This is a genomic window from Thermococcus sp. (assembly GCF_015521605.1).
Taxonomy (GTDB): domain Archaea; phylum Methanobacteriota_B; class Thermococci; order Thermococcales; family Thermococcaceae; genus Thermococcus.
The window spans coordinates 1-19,080 of the sequence record NZ_WANV01000025.1 but is presented as its reverse complement, the minus strand read 5'-3'; the positions used below and the strand labels follow the sequence as shown (position 1 = coordinate 19,080).

Below are 19,080 nucleotides of genomic sequence, written 5' to 3'. Positions count from 1 at the left end.
CTTTCAAATTAGAAAAAAATGAAAGGTTTCTCAAAGCCTCTTACTTTCGAGGAACTTTTCAACGAGGTCGAGCTTAGGCCCGCGCTTCCACAGAGGGCTCTTATCGGTTCTGTAGGCCGGGACGCTCTCCTCAAAGGTCGGCCTCTCGTTGACGTAGAAGATTCCCAGCGGGAGCGGGTCGACCTCTATCGCGCGCCTGAAGGCCTCTTCCCTGTCGAAGGGCCCGTCCTCCATCCAGTAGGTGTGCTCCCTGTACCAGGCGTAGGTGTTCACCCTGTTGAAGCTGACGCAGGGGTGCAGGATGTCAACTATCGCGAGGCCTTTATGCTGGATCGCCTTCTTGATTATCTCGACGCTCTCCCGGAAGTAGCCCATGAAGGTCCTCGCCACGAAGGAGGCGTTCATGGCTATGGCCAGCGCAACCGGGTTGAAGGGCTCTTCAAAAACTCCCCAAGGCTGGGTCGGGGTTTTCATCCCCACCATCGTCGTCGGCGACGCCTGCCCCTTGGTGAGGCCGTATATCTGGTTGTCGTGGATGAGGACGGTTATGTCAGGGTTCCTCCTTATCGCGTGGAGCAGGTGGTTTCCGCCCTCGGCGTACATGTCGCCGTCTCCGCCTTCAGCAATGACCGTCAGCTCAGGATTTGCCGCCTTGACGCCCGTCGCTATCGGTATGGCCCTGCCGTGGAGCGTGTGGTAGCCGTTGGCGTTGATGTAGTGGGGCATCTTCGCGGCCTGTCCTATCCCGCTGATTATCGCCACCTCGCTGGGCCTCAGTCCAAGCTCGGCGAGGGCCGAGATGAGTATGTTCCTTATGCCGAAGTTGCCGCAGCCGGGGCACCATGCGACGTCCTCGCTTCCCGGCCTCTTGGGCTCAAAGGCATCCCTGCCCGTGGGAAGGTTCATTCTATCACCCCCTTGAGGGCAGCTAAGACCTCTTCCACCGAGAACGGCCTCCCGTCGTACTTCAGAACCCTGTGGTCGGCCTTAACGCCCAGTTCCTTCCAAAGGAGGTCAGCGAACTGACCGGTGATGTTGTTCTCAACAACTATGAGCCTCCTGCCCTCGAAGAGCTTCCCTGTTTTGGGGTTGAGCGGGTAGACCCAGCTGAAGTGCAGGTGGGCAACTTTCCCGCTTCCGAGCCTCTCAAGGGCCTCCTCAACGGCGTGAAGCGTTGACCCCCACGAGACCACGAGGTACTCAGCGTTCTCTCTCCCAACGAGCCTCGGCAGGGGCGCGTTCTTCCGTATCGTTTCGAGCTTTTTGACTGCCCTCTTCTCCTGCATCTTCACCGTCATCTCTGCATCTTCAGTTATGTCCCCCCACTCGTCGTGCTCGTTGCCGTTGGCTACCACTACCTCCTCGCCGTAGCCGGGAACTGCCCTGGGCGATATTCCATCTTCCGTAAGCTCGTACCTCCGGTAGCCGGGCTTCGCCTCGACGATGTGCCTCTCAAACTTCACTTTGCCCACGTCCGGGGCTGGGAGGTTGTAGTAGGTGTCGACGAAGTACTGGTCGGTGAGGATTATCACGGGCACCTGATACCTGTCCGCCAGGTTGAAGGCCTCAGCGCTCAGGTAGAAGGCTTCCTCCATGCTCCCTGGGGCGAGGATTATCCTGGGAAAGTCGCCGTGGCCGGCGTGGAGGACGAGGTTTAGGTCGCCCTGCATCGTCCTCGTTGGCAGGCCGGTGGCCGGTCCAGGCCTCTGGGCGAGGTGTATCACAACCGGATTCTCGGCCATTCCTGCTAAGCTGAGCGCCTCGCTCATGAGGGCAAAGCCTCCTCCTGAGGTGCTTACCATTGCCCTAGCTCCAGCGTACCACGCTCCCAGTGCCATGTTTATCGCCGCTATCTCGTCCTCAACCTGCTCGACGATTATCCCGAACTCCTCGGCGTGCTGGGCCGCGAATGTCGAAACGCCTGTAGAGGGGCTCATCGGATAGAAGCTCAGGAAGTTCATGCCCCCGGCCAGGGCACCTATTCCAACCGCTTCCGTCCCGCTGAGGAGGATTTCCTCCCTGACTTTCTCGTCCCCCTCAATTTCTACCTTTATCGTTCCTTCCTCGCAGAGCTTAACGCCCAGCTCGTAGCCCTTTCTGGCGGCTTCAATGTTCTTCCCAACAACGTTCTCGCCCTTGCTCCCGAAGCGCTTCCTTACGTACTCCTCGACAGCCCCGAAGTCGCCGTGGAAGAGGCCTACTATAAGGCCCGCCGCAGTTGTGTTGAGGTAGAGCTGGCTCCCGGTTTCGAGGGCGAGCTTTGTGAGGGGCACTTCGACGAGGTTCACCTTTTCAGCAAACTCTTCCTCGACGTTTTCCCTCTCGCCGAGGACGACGGTAGTGTCCGAGATCCTGTCCTCCACCCAGCTCAGAACGCCCTGTTTGAAGGGGACAAGGATGTCTATCCTCCTCACGAAGGCCCTGACGCGCCTTGAAGAAACCCTTATCTCCGTGGTGTTGATCCCGCCCCTCACGCGGGACATGTACTCCTTGTTTGCGTAGACGTGGTAGCCGGACTTCTTGAGGGAGTACGTCAGAATCCCTTCGACGGTCTGAATTCCCTGTCCGGCCGCTCCACCGAGAACTATAGAAACGTCCTCTCTGAACCCTTCCATATCACATCACTCTCATCTAAGTTCGACTTTCGACATCATAAGGTTTGTGAATTAGGCTTATATAACTTTCTTTTGTGAACCAAAAATAGTTGGGGGGTGGGGAGAGAATCACTCCTCCGTGAGTGCCAGTGCGGCACTCCCCGCTTCAAACTCTGCTGTGAAAAGTCCCCTCGTCCGGTTGGCTATCCAGACGAGGCTGAGCATTATGGGCACCTCCTCCAGAACGCCGACGACCGTCGCAAGCGCCGCGCCGCTCTCAAGACCGAAGAGGGCTATCGCCACCGCCACAGCCAGCTCGAAGAAGTTGCTGGCGCCGATTAATGACGCCGGGGCAGCAACTTTGTACGGGAGCTTCCAGAGCCAAGACCATCCGTAGGCTATGGCGAAGATGAAGTAGGTCTGTATGGTCAGCGGGATAGCTATGAGGACTATGTGGAGCGGGTTCTCCAGGATTATCTTTCCCTGGAAGGAGAAGAGGAGTATCAGCGTGAGGAGGAGGCCGATGATTGAGACGGTGCCCAGCTTCGGGAGGAACTCCCTCTCGAACCACTCCCGTCCTTTAGTCCTGAGAATGTGCCTTCTGGAGACGTAGCCTGCCGTGAGGGGAATCACCACGAAGAGGATAACCGAAAGTAGGAGCGTGTCATAGGGCACGGGAACCTCGTTGAGCCCCATGAGGAAGCCCACTATGGGGGCGAAGGCAAAGAGGATTATGAGGTCGTTGGTAGCGACCTGCACAAGTGTGTAGAGCGGGTCTCCATCGGCCAGGTAGCTCCACACGAAGACCATCGCCGTGCACGGCGCGGCCCCGAGGAGTATCGCTCCTGCTATGTACTCCTTCGCCAGCGAGGGCTCGATGAGACCGAGCCTCGCCGAGAAGAGCGCACCTATGAAGAACGAGCTTATGAGGAACATGCTGAAGGGCTTTATCAGCCAGTTGGTGACCCACGTGACCGTCAATCCTTTCAGCATCTGCCCCTTGTGCACCCTCCTTATCGCGGAGAAGTCCACCTTGACCATCATGGGGTATATCATCGCCCATATCAGCACCGCTATGGGCATGTTGACGTTCGCAACGGTGAGCTTTGAGAGGGCCTCCGGGAGCGCTGGAAAGAACTTCCCAACCGCTATGCCTGCGATTATGCAGAGGAGAACCCACAGCGAAAGGTACTTTTCGAAGAGACTCAGCCCTTTCCTCTCCATTCTTTTCCACCAGACCGACTAAAAAAATTTCAAATATAAGGGTTTCCAAAACCTTAGGTTTACCACTTTCCCGAGAACTATATAGCCTACATAGACTACTGCGGCAAAGGATTTAAAGCCCGCCCTGGAGCCTTTTCCGGTGAGAAAAATGGTGGAGAAGCTCATCCTCTTTGTCTGCGTCAAGAACTCAGCGAGGAGCCAGATGGCGGAGGCCTTCTTCAACCGCTTTAACGACGACCCGCGCTTTAGGGCGATGAGCGCCGGCACAGAACCGGCCGACGAGATAGACCCGTTCGCGAGGATGGTCATGGAAGAGATTGGGATCTCCCTCGATGGTCAGTACTCAAAGCTCTACACCGAGGAGATGGCGGATAAAGCCTACCTCGTGATAACGATGGGCTGCCTCGACAAGTGCCCCTACGCTCCCCCCGAAAAAACGTGGGACTGGGGGCTGGATGACCCTTATGGCAAGCCCATTGGGAAGTACCGGGAGGTCAGGGACGAGATAAGGCGCCGCGTCCTGGGGCTCATCGATGACTTAAAAACCGGGAAGAGCAGGGAGGAGATAATAGGGCGAAAGGGTCTTTTCAAGATTGAATAGTGGATACCCTCGATGCTTCTGATACCTCATCCTTTCTTTGGAGGGTTCTGATCGGGCGTTGCCGTTATCTCTTCCCCGCTCATGTTGCCCTTCTTGGTGATCTGACTCACTATCTCAAAGGCCTTCTTCGTGACACGGCCCTTTGCCACCCACTTCTTCAGATACTCCCTCGGTGGGAACTCTATGGCGTCGCAGGGGCATATCATCGCGCAGGTGTTGCATCCGACCATGCAGTTGTAGGGCCTTGCCACTACGGGCTTTCCCTCCTCTGAGTCCCAGTCAAAAACCCTCCTCCCGCAGGTGACGAAACAGATTCCGCAGCCCGCGCAGACGTCGTAGTTGATCTTCGGGTACCATTCTATCTCCTTCCTCTCAATCCCCCACCAGGGAACAACGCTCAGATCCTTAACGGGCCTTCCAAGGGCGTCTTTCCCTATGATGGGAGCTTCCACGTTAGACATTTCATTCACCCCACTAATCAAGAAAAAATTTTCATATAAAATATTTTTCATATGTTTTTGTTTCTAACCATCGGTTCTGGACGGTTCTGTCCAGAAGTCTTCAAGTGCGGGGACGGTCGCAAAAAATGGAGTTTACGTTGATTCCGTCTCGGGAGAGGCGCTACTGCATAAACTCTGCAAATAAAAAGGAGGGGCTTAGAGCTCCTCTATGACCCCTCTGACGACCTCAAGGGGCTCCTTGATTATGTCCAGCACGTCGTCGGCGGTGTTTATTGCGACGTAGGTATCGCCGTCCTTCTTGTAGAACAGCACCGGGCACGGAGCGAAGGATCCGATCTCGTAGTCCTCCTTCGTCATCTCGTAGAATATCTTGGGGTTGCAGACCCAGAGGATCCTGTAGGGCTCCATATCGACGCCGACCTTGGCCTTTACGACGTCGCTCGGCGTGAACTCCAGCACGACCTTGTAGCCCTTCTCCTCAAGCTTTGCCTTAAACTTCTCCTCGGCCTCATTGAGGCCCATATCGAGTTTTCTCCTGTACCTGTACATCAAACCACCTCCTCAAAGCTGTGAGAGCGATTCAAAGAGCGAGCTCCAGAGCTTTAGCGGCGTCAGCTCTGTGAGCATCATCAGGCCGAGCAGGATCAGAACCACCCCGAGGACGATCTCCCACCTCGCCCTGCCCTTCCCGCTCAGGGAGAGCCTTCCGGAGAGGAGCTTCCTGTTCACCCATTCTCCCAGGTCCTTCGATGCCGTCAGCAGGTAGACGGTGAGGCCCATCCCCAGGCCGTAGGTTCCCATGACAATGACCCCGCTCAGCGTGTCCCCGCTTAGGGCGGCGGTTATCACCGCGAAGCCCACGTAGGGAGCAATGCAGCCGAGCCACGTCGCCCCCAGGGCCGAGCCGAGGGCGAAGTCGTAGGCCACGCCTTTCTTTCCGGATACCCTGTCGGCGGGGGAGAAACTGAGGAGCCTTTCGAGTCCCGCACTGACGCGCTCGCTCACAAGGCTTGCTCCTATGGCTATGAAGCCAGCCCCTCCAATCAGGTAGAGGGCTCCCTGTATCTGGGACGCGTAGTTGCCGAGGCTTCCGACGAGGGCACCGAGCAGGGCAAAGGAGGCCACCATTCCGGCTATTATCGCCTCGACCTTCCTCCTCGCGAAGGTCAGGGAGAGCGTCCCGACTATGACGGGGAGAACGCAGGGTGAGAAAACGCTGACGATCCCTGCGGAGAATATCGGGAGCAGGACAGCGAGGCTGAGGTTGCTTCCCCCGTTGGAGGCCTCTGATCCGTCCCCGGCGGATGACCCCTGCCCCTCTGGCCGGGGGGCGGTTTGGAGTTCTTCCCCCTCCGTTGCCTTCTCCAGGAAGTAGGCCAGCCCGTCTGGGTTCAGAGCGCCTACCGCCACCCCTTTCAGAACCATCGTCCCGTTAACGGCCTTGAAGACGACCATGGTCGGCGTCCCCGGAACGCCGACGCTTATCTCTTCTCCTGGGGTTTTGGGCCGGTAGTAGCCGGCGTTGTCCGGCTGGATGACCACCACGGGGCTGTAAACCCTGTACCGGAGCGTCGTTATTGAGCGGCCTCTGTACACGTCCACGGAGACGAGCACGAACCCGCTGAGCGCCTTTTCTGCGGTGGCAGTTGGAAAAACGTTCGTTTTCATGTACTGGCAGGCGGGACAGCTCTCGGAGTGGTAGAAGATGAAGAAGTACCTCCCTCCGTTCGAGGAGACCAGTTCCCGAAGTTCCTTTTCGGTCGTGACGTCATGAAAAGACATGTTCCCGTATCTGACGGTCCCAGCGCTGGCCAGCGGTATGAGCAGCGACAGAATCACGAGCATCAAAAGCGCCCTGCGCACTCCTTTCACCTGAAAAAAGATTAATGGAGTGGTTAAAAAGCCTTTTTTTGAAGCTTTTTTCATCAAAACGCCATGTTCTCTTAACCCATCCCAGTCGCGCCGAGGTGAGCCCCGAGCTCCTCTATGTCTGGGGCAGATATTTCCTTCCCTCCGGCTATGACGTTTATGTTGCCGCAGTCGTACTTGGCGCACAGGCCAAGGCAGCCCTCGACGCTCACCTCGTACCCCTTCCTTTTCAGCAGGGCGACGACGTCGTCAAGGCGCTCTCCGGCGCAGAACTTGCACACCTTTGCGGTTGGAAAGACGTTGCATCCATTTTCACCCATGAGCACCACCGGTGTTTTATACTCTGGACTTCTTATTGGGTTTATCTTTGCCATTATAGAAAGGTCAGTGCCAGGAAATTTTACAGTTTATATCTGCCCGTATCAGGTGGCAGAGGGGTAGCATGGATATGCCTAAGGAAGAATTAAAAATGGAAAGCTACCTCCAGGGCTCGCCAAAGCGGTTGAGGCTCACCTTTCCCCACTCGAAGACCTCATCCCCGTGGGGGGACTTTTTCTCCGCGGGATAGCCAACACCTATGATGCAGAGCACGCGGTAGTTTTCCGGAATCCCCAGGAGCTCCCTGACGTAGTCCTCGGCGGTTTTCCCTTCGCCGTGCATTCTGTTCCTTATCTGAACCCAGAAGGAGCTTAGGCCAAGGTCAAAGGCAGCCAGCTGTATATGCTCCGCCGCTATGCTGGCGTCCTCCACCCAGACGTCGCTCCGGCCCTCGTCCGCGGTCACGACGATCGCCAGGGGGGCCGTTGCCAGACCGGAGGCGCCAAGCTTTGCCTTTGAGAGTGCCTTGAGCTTCTCCCCGTCGTCCACAACGATGAAGTGCCAGGGCCTCTTGTTGAAGGAACTCGGCGAGAGAAAGGCCGCCTCAAGCAGCTTTTCCACGAGTTCACGCGGCACGGGCCTGTCCTGAAAGCGCCTCACGCTCCGTCTCTTTCTCAGAACTTCAAAGAACTCCATTCCGCCCACCCCGCACCTTCGGTCTCAGGAGCATCAGATAGTGGTACTCCAGCTCCCTGTATTTTACCGGCTCGAAGTTCTCGGCAAGCCTCACGATGTCCTCGGGGGAGAGCCTCTCCTCCACTGGGGGCCCGAAGGGCATCGGCTCCTTCTTCCACTCGGCCACGAGGACGAAGGCCTTCCCGGCCCAGCGGAGGTACTCCCCGGGCCTCTCCATCTCATGGAGAACACTGGAGAAAACGGCCAAGTCAAACTCCCCCACATCGGGGGGCTCCTCGGTCACTATGACCTCCACGTTTGTTATTCCCTCCCGCCTGAGTCTGTCCTCAAGCTTCTCCGCCATTTTCGGGCTTATCTCGATGGCGTACACCTTTTTGAAGGCCCTGGCCAGGGGCACGGTCAGATAGCCGGTACCTGCGCCAACGTCCACGGCGGTTCCTCTTTGAGGGACTTCGCGGACGGCGAACTCTATCACCTCCTCCGCCGGAAAGACCCTCCGCCTCCATTCGGAGTCCAGCACACCCGCATGCTCGGGACTGAAGCGGTGCATTTTAACCCCCACTGCATCGTTGGCCATTCGGGTAGAAATTCCTTTTGGTCGAGTCAGGTGGCGCATAATGGCTTTAGAACCATGCAACCTTTGGTTTCCAAAACCCTTTTTATCCCCTCCACAGAGCCCCCAGTGGTGAGAGTATGGTGGGGGTAAAGATGGACTTTTCGAGGCACTTCCCGATCATAGGAATCGAGGGACAGAGAAAGCTGAGCGAGAGCACCGTTGCCGTTGTCGGAGCCGGCGCTCTGGGCAGCTGGGAGGTTTACTTCCTCCACAAGCTCGGTGTTGGAAGGATAATCGTTATCGACAGGGACTTCGTGGACGAGAGCGACCTCCCCAGGACGGTATACACCAAGGAGGACGTCGGAAAGCCGAAGGTTGAGGTTCTGAAGGAGCGGTTCGGGGTCGTGGGGCACTTCGAAGACCTCAACCCCGGGACGGTGGGTCTCCTGGACGAAGCTGACCTGATAATCGACGGGACTGACAACATCTACACGAGGCAGGTCATAAACGACTACGCGGTCAAAAACAACAAGCCCTGGATTTACGTGGGTGTCCTGGCAACCTACGGCAACATAATGCCGATAATCCCCGGAAAAACCGCCTGCTTCCGCTGTCTGATGCCCAAACTCCCCGAAAGGCCTTTGCCGACCTGTGCGATAGCGGGAATAATGAGCTATGTTCCAAGCTTCGCGGCATCACTGGCCGTTGCCCTGGCGGCGAAGATTCTGCTCGGCGAGGAGGTCGAGAGCGAACTGTTATTCTTTGACCTCAAGAGCATGGACTTCGAGAAGGTCAGGATACCGAGGAGGGAGGACTGTCCCGCCTGTGTGAGGAAGGAACTCACGTTTCTCGAAAAGCGGATAAAGGTCGAGCGCATGTGCGACGGCTCGATACAGGTGACGCCGCCCGTACCCATGAGCATAAACCTCGACGAGTTCGCGGAGAGGCTTGAGAAGCTCGGCATCGAGTACCTGAAGACGAGCCAGTTCATCCAGTTCGAGGACGACTACGCCGAGATACTGGTGTTCAGGACGGGCAGAATGGTAATCCGCGGTGCCGAGGACGAGAAGGAGGCCAAGAACTTCTTCGCCCGCTACCTAGGTGGTTGAAGTGATAATCGTGCGCTACGGCGAGGTCGGCATCAAGGGCGGCAAAAGGAGGGAGTTCGAGAGGAAGCTCAGGGACAACATACTCGCCGCGCTGAGGAGGAAGGGCATAGAGGGACGGGCGAAGATAATCAAGGGGCGGATACTGGTCGATGCCCCCGACGAGGCGGCCCAGATAATAGCCAAGGTTCCCGGCGTGGTCTCGGTATCTCCAGCGAGGGAGATGGACTACGAAGAGGTTCCGGATTACCTGATGGATGCCCTGAAGGGCCTCAACCCGAAGAGCTTCAAGGTCGAAACCCAGAGGCTCGACAAGACCTTCCTCAAGACCTCCATGGAGGTAAACCGTGAGATCGGGGCCTTCATCGTCGAGAACTTCGGCTGGAAGGTTGACCTAAAAAACCCGGAGCTCGTTGTCGGGATAGAGATAATAGCCGGGAAGGCCTACGTCTTCCTTGAGAAGCTCAGGGGAGTTGGCGGCCTGCCGGTTGGGACGCAGGGCAAAGTCGTCGTCCTGCTGAGCGGGGGCATAGATTCTCCCGTTGCCGCCTTCCTCATGCTCAAGAGGGGGGCTGAAGTCATCGCGGTGCACTTTGACCAGGGGCTGAACGCGAGAAACGTCGTCGAGAAGGTCGTTGACATACTTGAGGACTACTCCCCTGAGCCGATAGAGCTGATAGTGGAGAACCACTTTGAGATCCTGAAGCCCTACGTCTCGGCCCTGGTAAAGGCCAATCTCCGCGAGTGGACGTGCGTGGTCTGCAAGGTGGCGATGCTGAGGAGAGCCGCGGAGATAGCGAGGGAGAAGGGTGCGCTGGGGATAGTCACCGGAGACAGCCTCGGACAGGTGGCCTCACAAACCCTCTCTAACCTGTATTTCGAGACCATGAGCGTGCGCTTCCCTGTCCACAGGCCGCTTTTGGGGATGGACAAGGAGGAGATAGTGGCGATAGCGAGAAAGATAGGGACGTATCAGGCGTTCCTTGAGTACCCCTACTGCGACTGCCCGTTCCGCCCGGAAAGGGTCGTTACGAGCGGGAAGCTTGAGCAGTTCCAGAGGGTTCTGGATGTGCTGGAGCGGGAAGGGCTGGTATGAGGAAAGCTTTTAAAGTAACCCGGTGTAACTATACCTGGAGGTGGTGGAGATGCTGAGTGAAAAGATGCTGAAGGCCCTCAACGAGCAGCTGAACAGGGAGCTCTATTCGGCCTACCTGTACTTCTCGATGGCGGCCTACTTCGAGGACATGAACCTTGAGGGCTTTGCCAACTGGATGAAGGCCCAGGCCGAGGAGGAGCTTGGCCACGCCCTGAGGTTCTACAACTACATATACGACCGCAACGGCAGGGTAGAGCTGAAGGCAGTCCAAGAGCCGCCCAAGGAGTGGGACTCACCGCTTGCCGCTTTTGAGGCCGCCTACGAGCACGAGCAGTTCATAACCAGGCACATACACGAGCTCGCCGCCCTTGCCGAGGAGGAGAAGGACTACTCGACGAGGGCGTTCCTTGAGTGGTTCATCAACGAGCAGGTCGAGGAGGAGGCAAACGTCAAGAAGATCGTCGATAAACTCAAGTTCGCCAAGGACAGCCCGCAGGTCATCTTCATGCTTGACCAGGAGCTCGGCCAGAGACAGCCCCAGCTTCCGGGACTTCTCCTTCAGGCCGGAGGCTGAGGTTTTTCTCCCTCATTTGTTCTTCTTCCGGTCTTCCCGAAATACACAGTTTTGCGAAGAAAGGTTTTAAAAGTGTGCTTTTCTACCCAAACGCGGGTAAAGAAAAAACGGTGATGCTCATGCTGAAAGTGGAAAACCTCCATGTTAATGTTGCCGATAAGGAAATTCTGAAGGGAGTGGACTTTGAACTCGCATCGGGCGAGCTCCACGTCGTTATGGGGCCGAACGGTTCAGGAAAGTCAACGCTTGCCCTGACCATAGCGGGCCACCCAAGATACACTGTCACCAAGGGCAGGATAATCTTCGACGGGGAGGATGTAACCGACGCAAAGCCAGAGGAGAGAGCCAAGAAGGGCATCTTCCTGAGCTTCCAACACCCCGTAGAGGTCGAGGGAGTCAAGGTCATAAACTTCCTCCAGAGGACTCTGAAGAACCTCCGGGGCATAGAGGAGGTTGAAGCCTATGACATGATATTCAAGGCAGTCGAGGAGCTCGGCTTTGACAGTTCGATGCTCTCAAGGGAGCTGAACGTCGGCTTTTCCGGCGGCGAGAGGAAGAAGCTTGAGATGCTCCAGGCGTACCTCGTGAAGCCCAAGCTGCTCATTCTCGACGAGCCGGACAGCGGCGTCGATGTTGACTCGCTCAAGGTCATAGCCGGGGTAATAGCGAGGCTCCACAAAGAGGGCACCGGGATACTCCTCATCACGCACTACGGCAGAATACTGGAGTACCTCAACCCCCAGAGGGTTCACGTGCTCAAGGAGGGCAGACTCGTAGTCTCTGGCGGGATGGAGCTTGTAAAGCTCATCGAGGAGAAGGGCTTCGCGGCGGTGGGTGGTAATGGCACAGCAGTCAAGGCTTGAGGAGATACTCAAGGCCGGTTCGCTGGAGGAGATACTGGGAACCGCCGTCCCCTACCCCAAGGAAATCGAGCTGCGCGGTGAGATCACCGAGGATGTCATCAGGGAAATATCCCGCATAAAGAACGAGCCCGAGTGGATGCTGAGGCACAGGCTAAAGGCTTTGGAGCTCTTCAAGAAGCTCCCGATGCCCAGGTGGGTGGTCGGAATCGAGGAGCTTGACCTGGAGAGCTTCTCCCTCTACTCAAAGCCTGAGGTGGGCAACGAAGTTAAGGACTGGGACGACCTGCCGGAGAACATCAGGAAGACCTTTGAGAGGCTCAACATCCCGGAGATAGAGAAGAGATTCCTCTCGGGCCTTACGGCGGTCTTCGACAGCGAGAGCGTTTATTCTCAGCTCAAGGAGGAGTTCGAGAAGAAGGGCATAATAATGGTGCCCATGGAGGAAGCGGTTCAGAAGTACCCGGACATCGTTAAGCGCTACTTCGGCAGGGTCTTTCCGGCTGGAGAGCACAAGTTTTCAGCTTTACACCACGCCCTATGGAGCGGTGGGGCGTTCGTCTACATCCCGAAGGGAGTCAGGGTGCCCTTCCCGATAGAGGCCTTCTTCGTCATAGGCTCCGCGTTGGAGGGCCAGTTTGAGCACACCCTCCTAATAGCGGACGAGGGGAGCTACGTCCACTTCATAGAGGGCTGCAGCGCACCGATGTACAAGGGTTTCTCCTTCCACGACGGCATGGTCGAGATTTACGCCCACAGGAACGCCACGGTCAAGTTCACCACCATACAGAACTGGAGCAGGAACGTGATAAACTTCAACAACAAGAGGGCGATAATAGAGGAGAACGCCTACGTTGAGTGGATCGAGGGGAGCATAGGGAGCCACATAACCTACACCTACCCGTCGAGCGTCCTGAAGGGCGAAGGGGCAAGGACAGCCCAGTACGTCGTCTCGCTGAGCAACGGGCCGTATCTAAAGGACACCGGGGCAAAGACCTGGCACCTCGCCCCCAACACCAGCTCGAAGATAGTCTCCAAGAGCATAAGTGCCAACGGCGGGATAAACATCTACCGCGGCCTGGTGAGGATCTTGAAGGGAGCTAAAAATTCGACGGCGACTGTATCTTGTGACTCGCTCATCCTCGACGAGGAGAGCAAGGCCTACACCTACCCGCACAACCAGAGTGACGAGCCGAGCGCGAGCATAATCCATGAGGCAACCACAGGGAAGCTCGGTGAGGACAAGCTGTTCTACATGAACTCCAGGGGAATAAGCGAGGAAGAGGCGAAGAGCCTCATAGTCCTCGGCTTCATCAGCGAAATCCTTGAAGGACTACCCTTCGAGTACGTCGAGGTGCTGAAGAAGGTCATAGAGCTGGAGTTCAGCGAGGTAGGGGGTGTTGGCTGATGCGTCCTTCCAGACTCTCTGACGAGCGCTCTAACGAGCCTCTCATCACCCGCGAGGCACTGGAGAAACTCACCTACCAGAAGTACGGCGACAGTCCAACCATAAAGAGCTACACCAAGTGGAAGCTCTTCGAGGAGAACTCACCGCTCAGGCTTCCAACCGAAGCAAAAGCAGGGGAGGTTCCGATAAGGGGGAACATAACCCTTTCGGGAAGCGAAGCGAGTTTTGACCTTCCGGATGGAGTCGAACTTGGCGAAGGGACGCTCGGCCTCTCCCAGCCGGAGGAGTCGAGGATCCTCGGATTCCACTTCTACGCCCTTAAAAAGGCCTACAGGGTGAAGATTACTAGGGACTTGGTGGAGCCCCTCGTCATAGCCTCCCATCTCTCAAGGAGGGCCTTCATCAGCCACCACATCAGCATCGAGGCCGAGGACGTTAAGGCCCCGATAATAATCTACGATTTCGCCGGGAAAGGAGCAAAGTCCCTCGTGGTCGAGCTGAAAGCCAGAAACGCCGAGCTTGAGATCCTGACCGTTGGGAGGCACGAGAGCCTTTCTCACTACCTCCTCAGGGCGAGCCTCGGAGAGGGTGCGAGCGTCAGGGCCTTTACCGTCATAAGCGCCGGGGGGATGAGCCACCACCGCGAGGACTACTCCCTTGAGGGTAAGGGGAGCGAGCTGATACTGAGGGGAATGCCGATAGCTATAGGCTCGGCTGTCGACTACCTCACCAACGTCCTCCAGTACGGGGAAAAAACGGCCAGCGAGACGAGGGTTCACGGCTTCTCCTACGAAAACGGCTGGACGGTTCACAGGGGCGTTGCAAAGGTCTTTGAGAGCGCCAGGAACTCATCGAGCGGGGTTGTGTCCCAGATAACCATAATGGACGAGGGCTCGCTCGGCGTGAGCGTGCCGATGCTTGAGGTCGACACCGGGGAGATAGAGAGTGCATTCCACTCCTCGGCTGTAAGGCAGTTCGATGAAGATGCGCTCTTTTACCTCCGGTCGAGGGGCCTGGACAGTGATGAGGCGATGAGCCTCTTCGTCCACGGCATTGGCGAGGCCCTGAGCGGTCACCTTGAGAGACTGAGGAGCAAGGCAAGAAGCGCCACCGCGGAGCTCGTCGAGGAGCTCCTCTGAGCTTTCTTTTTTGGATCCACTTATCCTGAATTCTTCGAGTGCTTGTGATGTTTCACACTACTCTACGGACCTGTCTTAATGAACTGCTTCCGAAATATTTTTAAGTTAGCAAGATATGTTAGAAAATGACATGTATAATAAAGACATGTTAAGGTGAGGAATATGCTAAACTACAAGCGCGTAACCCCCAGGAAGATACCGGACATCAAAGAGAGGAAGGCCTACATGGTAGGCGGCGGCATAGCCTCCCTTGCGGCGGCGGTTTTCCTCATAAGGGACGCCAAAATGCCTGGAGAGAACATCCACATAATCGAGAAGACCCCGGTCAACGGCGGCTGCCTTGACGGCTCCGGCGACCCGGAGAACGGCTACCTGCTCAGGGGCGGCAGGATGTTCGAGGAGCACTACGAGGCAACCTGGGACCTCCTCGGCAGCATCCCCTCGCTCGACGACCCGGAGAAGACCATCCTCGACGAGGTTGTGGAGTTCAATAAGGAGTACGTTGGCTCCTCCAAGTGTCGCCTCGTCGGAACGCCGGGCAAAAAGGTGGACTTCAGCAAATACGGGCTGACCTTCCGGCACCTCAACGAGATGAACGAACTCATCATGACGCCTGAGGAGAAGCTCGGCGGAATAACTATAGAGCAGTGGTTCTCCAAGGATTTCTTCGAGACGAACTTTTGGTACTTCTGGGCCACGATGTTCGCCTTCCAGCCCTGGCACAGCGTTGCCGAGATGAGGCGCTACATGCTCCGCTTCATGCACCTCGTCCCCGGCCTCAACAGGATAGAGGGCGTCAAGAGGACTCCCTACAACCAGTACGACTCGATAATCCTTCCGATACAGAAGTGGCTCAAGGAGAGGGGAGTCAACTTCATAATGGGAACCAAGGTGGTTGACGTCGAGATAACCGAGAGGGACGGCAGGAAGTACATCACCCGGCTCTACACCAAGGGTCAGAACGGTGAGGGTGTCATAGAGGTCGGGGAGAAGGACCTCGTCTTCATAACCCTCGGCTCGATGGTGGACAACTCCACCTACGGCGACCTCGACCACCCGCCGGTTCTCAACAGGGGCGAGGGCGACAGCTGGAAACTCTGGAGAAAGCTCGTCGAGAAGGACCCGTCCCTCGGAAACCCCGACGTCTTCGCGGGCGACATCGACAAGACCAAGTGGGAGTCCTTCACGATAACCTTCAAGGGAGATAAGTTCCTCAAGATGCTCGAGGAGTTCACGGGCAACAGGACCGGAACCGGGGGCCTGGTTACCTTCAGGGACTCCTCATGGCTGATGTCCATCGTGGCCTTCAGGCAGCCGCACTTCAGGAACCAGCCGGAGGACGTTACCGTCCTCTGGGGCTATGGGCTGTTCGTCGACAGGGAGGGAGACTACATCAAGAAGCCGATGAGCCAGGCCACGGGCAGGGAGATATTCCTGGAGCTTCTCTACCACCTCGGCTGGCTTGAGAAGAAGGACGAGCTCATGGAGACTGTTATTAACGTCCGCACGGCCATGATGCCTTATATCACCGCCCACTTCATGCCGAGGAAGCCCGGCGACAGGCCACCAGTCATCCCGGAGAACTATGCCAACCTTGCCCTGATGGGCCAGTATGTCGAGATACCCGGTGAGTGTGTCTTCACCGTCGAGTATTCGGTTAAGTCGGCCATGATGGGCGTCTACAGCCTCTTAGACCTCGGCAGGGAGGTTCCACCGGCGCACACGCCCTATCAGGAGGTCCCTGTTCTGGTGAAAGCTATAGAGACGCTCGTCGACAACGACAAGAAGGAGCTGTTCAAGCACACCATGATGCTTTATCTCGCCGGAAGGCTGTGATGACATTTTCTTTTAATCTCCTTTATACTCTAATAATCCAATCGTTTTCGGAACTTTCCGAGTTGAAGATGCTTTTATAAGGGTTTCACAGATAGTTTCAAAATGCGGGTGAAAACAATGGGAACTGACGTGGAACGCAGAATCATCAAGGGGTTGTTTACTGTCCCCTTGAAGGATATAATCCTGGTGATAGTTGGGCTTAAGGGTGAGGCCCACGGCTACGAGATACTTAAGGAGCTTGAGAAGCTTGCAATCGGCCTCTGGAAGCCGAGTCACAGCAACCTTTACACCCTCCTCAGCAAGATGGTTGAGGAGGGCCTTCTGGAGCCGAGGGAGGAGTACCGCGGGAGGGTGAGGCGCGTCAAGTACAGTCTCACCCCGAAGGGGCTCGAGTATCTGAAGGTCTCGAACGATCTTGCTCTGCGGGTTCTATACACGTCTGTGAACTATCACGAGGCCCTCAAGAAGAAGCTCGACGCCCTTGGCGAGAAAAAGGGGATGGACAAAGAGGCCGTCAAAGAGTACCTGGAGCTTCTGAAGAAGATACGAGACATCCTGGACGAAGAGATAAAGACTATAGAATCGAATATCCCGTGATTTCTTTTAGGATTTTTCATATTTTTGGTGGTTTCGGAAAGTGTTTGAGGTCAGGGCTTGAAAAATTAACATTGTTTGTTTTCACACTCAAAAATGTTTAACACTGTCCCCTTCCATCCAGAAAAATGATATATAGGTTCGCTTCCAAAACCCTACGGTGTCTTTATGTCCCTAAAAGAGGTTCTGAAGGAGGAGCCCCATGTGGGCTACATGCTGACCAACGAAGCGATTGTCAGGGCTGCCCTGGAGGCCGACGTCAAGGTGACAGCTTTCTACCCCAGCTCGCCCCAGACGGAGATTCTCGACACCGTTGAGGGGGTCTCCCACTACCGCGACGACATTGTTGTCGAAATCGCCGCCAATGAAAAGGTCGCCTCGAACCCATGGAGGCCTTGAGGTACATATACTTCCTGAAGCCCGAGGGGACCGTGATAACGAACACGCGCCTCATACACCACCCCTACGAGACCGAGAACTTCGTGAAGGGTAAGATAGACAAATACGTGACCTACGATGAGATAGTCGAAAACATCAAAAAGTCTGGAGCTAAGCTCTACGAGATAGACGCCCTCAAGCTGGCCGAAGAGGCCGGAACTGCACTGGCCCAGAACGTCGTCCTTGTGGGGGCTTTGACAGCTCTGCCGGACTTCCCGATAGACAAAGAGGCCATGCTCGAAGCCGTGAAGGCCAGCGTACCGGAGAAAGCAATGGAGGCCAATGTTAAGGCCTTTGAGCTGGGCTACGAGGCGATGAAGGTGCTTCTCTGACTTCTTTTTTCTCTTTGACTGCCACTTCTAAGGGGAACTTTTATTTCCCCTAAGGTTCAGTAGATATCATGATGCGGTACCTCAAGTACTCCGGAATCCTGGCCGGATTGAGCTACTGGCTCTTCGTTGCCTGGAGCATAAGCCGTAACGGGTGGTTTTCCTTCTTCCACAACGCCCTGAGCGACCTCGGTTCACTCGAAATGGCCGCCTCGCCGTGGATATACAACTACGGCCTCATCGTGACGGCGGTGTTTATGCTTGTCTTCTCCATTTACCTCATCCTCGCATCGGAGAACAGGCTCCAGACGGTCGGTGGGGCGTACATCAGCATCTCGGCCCTTTTCCTGGCCCTCATAGGAGTTTTCCACGCCGGTACCAGGCCACACTCCTTCGTCTCGACCTACTTCTTCGTCCAGTTCTTCTTGGGGATGCTTGTCTACGGGGCGGGTTCAAAGGATAAGGCCGTTCGCTACGGTTCGGGGTTTATCTTCGCGCTGGCGGTGATGGGGACACTCATAAACTGGCCGTCTGTGGCGCTGATAGAGACCTACGAGATAGCCCTGGTGATGGCCTTCACGGTTCTCGTCGCAGTTAGGGGGTGAAGGCCTTTTCGCTTAATTTTTTCCACTTTGAAAGCATAACTGTTAATAACGTCCTCGCCTAACCCCGACTATAAGTCACTTGACGGATTCTTCTCGGTTTTTACCGTTCCGTGGCTGGAAAAAGGTGTAAAAAATGAAAATTGGAAAGCTTGCAGGCTTTGCCCTGCTTTTAAGCGTCGTGATGCTCGGCGCATTTATATCTGGATGTATTGACCAGGGAAACGTAACCAGGACGGTGTCGCCGGAAACCGGGAGTTCGACGGGAACACCCGCAGAGAGCACAGCGACCGAACCTCCCAGGGCGACCGATGAGAAAATCCTGGCCCTCGTGGGCCAGTATGAGAACGCGATAGAAGACGAGAAGGCTCAGCTCCAGAAGACCGGCTTCGAAATAAAGGATGGTGAGTTCTCGAACTGGGACGCAAAGGCGGAAGAGCTGAGGAAGAAAGCGGATAAAGAAACAGACCCCAGGCAGAGGACTGCAATGCTCTATGACCTCGCCAGACTGAGGTACTACGAGCTCCTCAACCTCAGGTCAGCCGTCGGTATAAGCGCTGTCGAGAAGGCCTACTGGGAGAACGCCACCACCGGCGAGCCGATAGGGGCCTTCTACAGCCCAAGGGGCGACTTCTTCTACACCGGAAACGGGAAGACGACCAGGATGGACGTCCCACAGATGGTCGAAAAGATGTACTCCATCACGAGGGGCTACGAGCTTGAGAGCATTGAAATCTACCAGGTCGGAACCGGCAGCGTCCTCGTCCGGAGCATTAGGG

At 56.2% G+C, this 19,080-nt stretch carries 22 protein-coding genes; 13 read left to right on the top strand and 9 right to left on the bottom strand.

The features are described 5' to 3' along the window. Positions 1-30 precede the first annotated feature (30 nt). The 3 genes from F7C11_RS05230 to arsB form a co-directional block, all read right to left on the bottom strand. Positions 31-906, bottom strand: coding sequence for a thiamine pyrophosphate-dependent enzyme (locus F7C11_RS05230; protein WP_297091628.1), 876 nt, complete (start codon positions 904-906; stop codon positions 31-33). Next, entirely contained in the window at positions 903-2,615 is a 1,713-nt protein-coding gene (locus F7C11_RS05225; protein ID WP_297091626.1) for a 2-oxoacid:acceptor oxidoreductase subunit alpha, read from the bottom strand. The genes F7C11_RS05230 and F7C11_RS05225 overlap by 4 nt, the downstream gene beginning before the upstream one ends. Positions 2,616-2,723: 108 nt before the next feature. Then, positions 2,724-3,818, bottom strand: coding sequence for an ACR3 family arsenite efflux transporter (gene arsB, locus F7C11_RS05220; RefSeq protein WP_297091624.1), 1,095 nt, complete (start codon positions 3,816-3,818; stop codon positions 2,724-2,726). 148 nt (positions 3,819-3,966) lie between these two features. On the opposite strand from arsB, the gene F7C11_RS05215 reads away from it, so the two are divergent. Next, positions 3,967-4,419, top strand: a complete 453-nt coding sequence (locus F7C11_RS05215) for a low molecular weight phosphatase family protein (protein ID WP_297091699.1) — start codon at positions 3,967-3,969, stop codon at positions 4,417-4,419. A gap of 26 nt (positions 4,420-4,445) precedes the next feature. Here F7C11_RS05215 and F7C11_RS05210 read toward each other — a convergent pair whose 3' ends face one another. The 6 genes from F7C11_RS05210 to F7C11_RS05185 all read right to left on the bottom strand — a co-directional run bounded on the left by F7C11_RS05210 (position 4,446) and on the right by F7C11_RS05185 (position 8,313). Beyond that, positions 4,446-4,880, bottom strand: coding sequence for a ferredoxin family protein (locus tag F7C11_RS05210; protein ID WP_297091622.1), 435 nt, complete (start codon positions 4,878-4,880; stop codon positions 4,446-4,448). Between the two features lie 195 nt (positions 4,881-5,075). After that, complete coding sequence (locus tag F7C11_RS05205) at positions 5,076-5,429, bottom strand: DUF302 domain-containing protein (RefSeq protein ID WP_297091620.1); 354 nt, start codon at positions 5,427-5,429, stop codon at positions 5,076-5,078. Between the two features lie 12 nt (positions 5,430-5,441). Beyond that, positions 5,442-6,743 carry a cytochrome c biogenesis protein gene (locus F7C11_RS05200; RefSeq protein ID WP_297091697.1) on the bottom strand — a complete coding sequence of 434 codons (1,302 nt, stop codon included), beginning with the start codon at positions 6,741-6,743 and terminating at the stop codon, positions 5,442-5,444. A gap of 80 nt (positions 6,744-6,823) precedes the next feature. After that, a complete protein-coding gene (locus tag F7C11_RS05195; protein ID WP_297091695.1) occupies positions 6,824-7,069 on the bottom strand; it encodes a hypothetical protein in 246 nt (81 codons plus the stop codon). Positions 7,070-7,226: 157 nt separating this feature from the next. Continuing rightward, positions 7,227-7,763, bottom strand: coding sequence for a nitroreductase family protein (locus F7C11_RS05190; protein WP_297091617.1), 537 nt, complete (start codon positions 7,761-7,763; stop codon positions 7,227-7,229). Further along, on the bottom strand, positions 7,750-8,313 hold the full coding sequence (locus F7C11_RS05185) for a bifunctional 2-polyprenyl-6-hydroxyphenol methylase/3-demethylubiquinol 3-O-methyltransferase UbiG (RefSeq protein ID WP_297091615.1): 564 nt from the start codon (positions 8,311-8,313) through the stop codon (positions 7,750-7,752). The genes F7C11_RS05190 and F7C11_RS05185 overlap by 14 nt, the downstream gene beginning before the upstream one ends. A gap of 143 nt (positions 8,314-8,456) precedes the next feature. Between F7C11_RS05185 and F7C11_RS05180 the strand changes: the two genes are divergently transcribed. The 12 genes from F7C11_RS05180 to F7C11_RS05125 form a co-directional block, all read left to right on the top strand. Beyond that, positions 8,457-9,428, top strand: a complete 972-nt coding sequence (locus F7C11_RS05180; protein ID WP_297091613.1) for a ThiF family adenylyltransferase — start codon at positions 8,457-8,459, stop codon at positions 9,426-9,428. 1 nt (position 9,429) lies between these two features. Then, positions 9,430-10,521 carry a tRNA uracil 4-sulfurtransferase ThiI gene (gene thiI, locus F7C11_RS05175; protein ID WP_297091611.1) on the top strand — a complete coding sequence of 364 codons (1,092 nt, stop codon included), beginning with the start codon at positions 9,430-9,432 and terminating at the stop codon, positions 10,519-10,521. Between the two features lie 49 nt (positions 10,522-10,570). Beyond that, the gene (locus F7C11_RS05170; protein WP_297091692.1) at positions 10,571-11,095 is read left to right on the top strand and encodes a ferritin; all 525 of its coding nucleotides are present in this window, start codon (positions 10,571-10,573) and stop codon (positions 11,093-11,095) included. Between the two features lie 119 nt (positions 11,096-11,214). Next, positions 11,215-11,958 (top strand): Fe-S cluster assembly ATPase SufC, encoded by a 744-nt coding sequence (gene sufC, locus F7C11_RS05165; RefSeq protein ID WP_297091690.1) that lies wholly within the window; start codon positions 11,215-11,217, stop codon positions 11,956-11,958. Then, positions 11,936-13,363 (top strand): Fe-S cluster assembly protein SufB, encoded by a 1,428-nt coding sequence (gene sufB / locus F7C11_RS05160; protein WP_297091609.1) that lies wholly within the window; start codon positions 11,936-11,938, stop codon positions 13,361-13,363. Before sufC ends, sufB begins: the two co-directional genes overlap by 23 nt. Then, the gene (locus F7C11_RS05155; RefSeq protein WP_297091608.1) at positions 13,363-14,502 is read left to right on the top strand and encodes a SufD family Fe-S cluster assembly protein; all 1,140 of its coding nucleotides are present in this window, start codon (positions 13,363-13,365) and stop codon (positions 14,500-14,502) included. Before sufB ends, F7C11_RS05155 begins: the two co-directional genes overlap by 1 nt. 162 nt (positions 14,503-14,664) lie before the next feature. After that, complete coding sequence (locus F7C11_RS05150) at positions 14,665-16,338, top strand: oleate hydratase (RefSeq protein ID WP_297091606.1); 1,674 nt, start codon at positions 14,665-14,667, stop codon at positions 16,336-16,338. A gap of 117 nt (positions 16,339-16,455) precedes the next feature. Beyond that, a complete protein-coding gene (locus tag F7C11_RS05145; protein ID WP_297091604.1) occupies positions 16,456-16,935 on the top strand; it encodes a PadR family transcriptional regulator in 480 nt (159 codons plus the stop codon). A gap of 165 nt (positions 16,936-17,100) precedes the next feature. Beyond that, entirely contained in the window at positions 17,101-17,331 is a 231-nt protein-coding gene (locus tag F7C11_RS05140; RefSeq protein WP_297091602.1) for a hypothetical protein, read from the top strand. Then, positions 17,319-17,702: a 2-oxoacid:acceptor oxidoreductase family protein gene (locus tag F7C11_RS05135; RefSeq protein ID WP_297091600.1), complete on the top strand. Its 384-nt coding sequence runs from the start codon at positions 17,319-17,321 to the stop codon at positions 17,700-17,702. The genes F7C11_RS05140 and F7C11_RS05135 overlap by 13 nt, the downstream gene beginning before the upstream one ends. A gap of 68 nt (positions 17,703-17,770) precedes the next feature. Beyond that, the gene (locus F7C11_RS05130) at positions 17,771-18,304 is read left to right on the top strand and encodes a DUF998 domain-containing protein (RefSeq protein WP_394354841.1); all 534 of its coding nucleotides are present in this window, start codon (positions 17,771-17,773) and stop codon (positions 18,302-18,304) included. A gap of 133 nt (positions 18,305-18,437) precedes the next feature. Then, a partial coding sequence (locus F7C11_RS05125; RefSeq protein ID WP_297091598.1) for a hypothetical protein occupies positions 18,438-19,080 on the top strand: 643 nt, incomplete at its 3' end.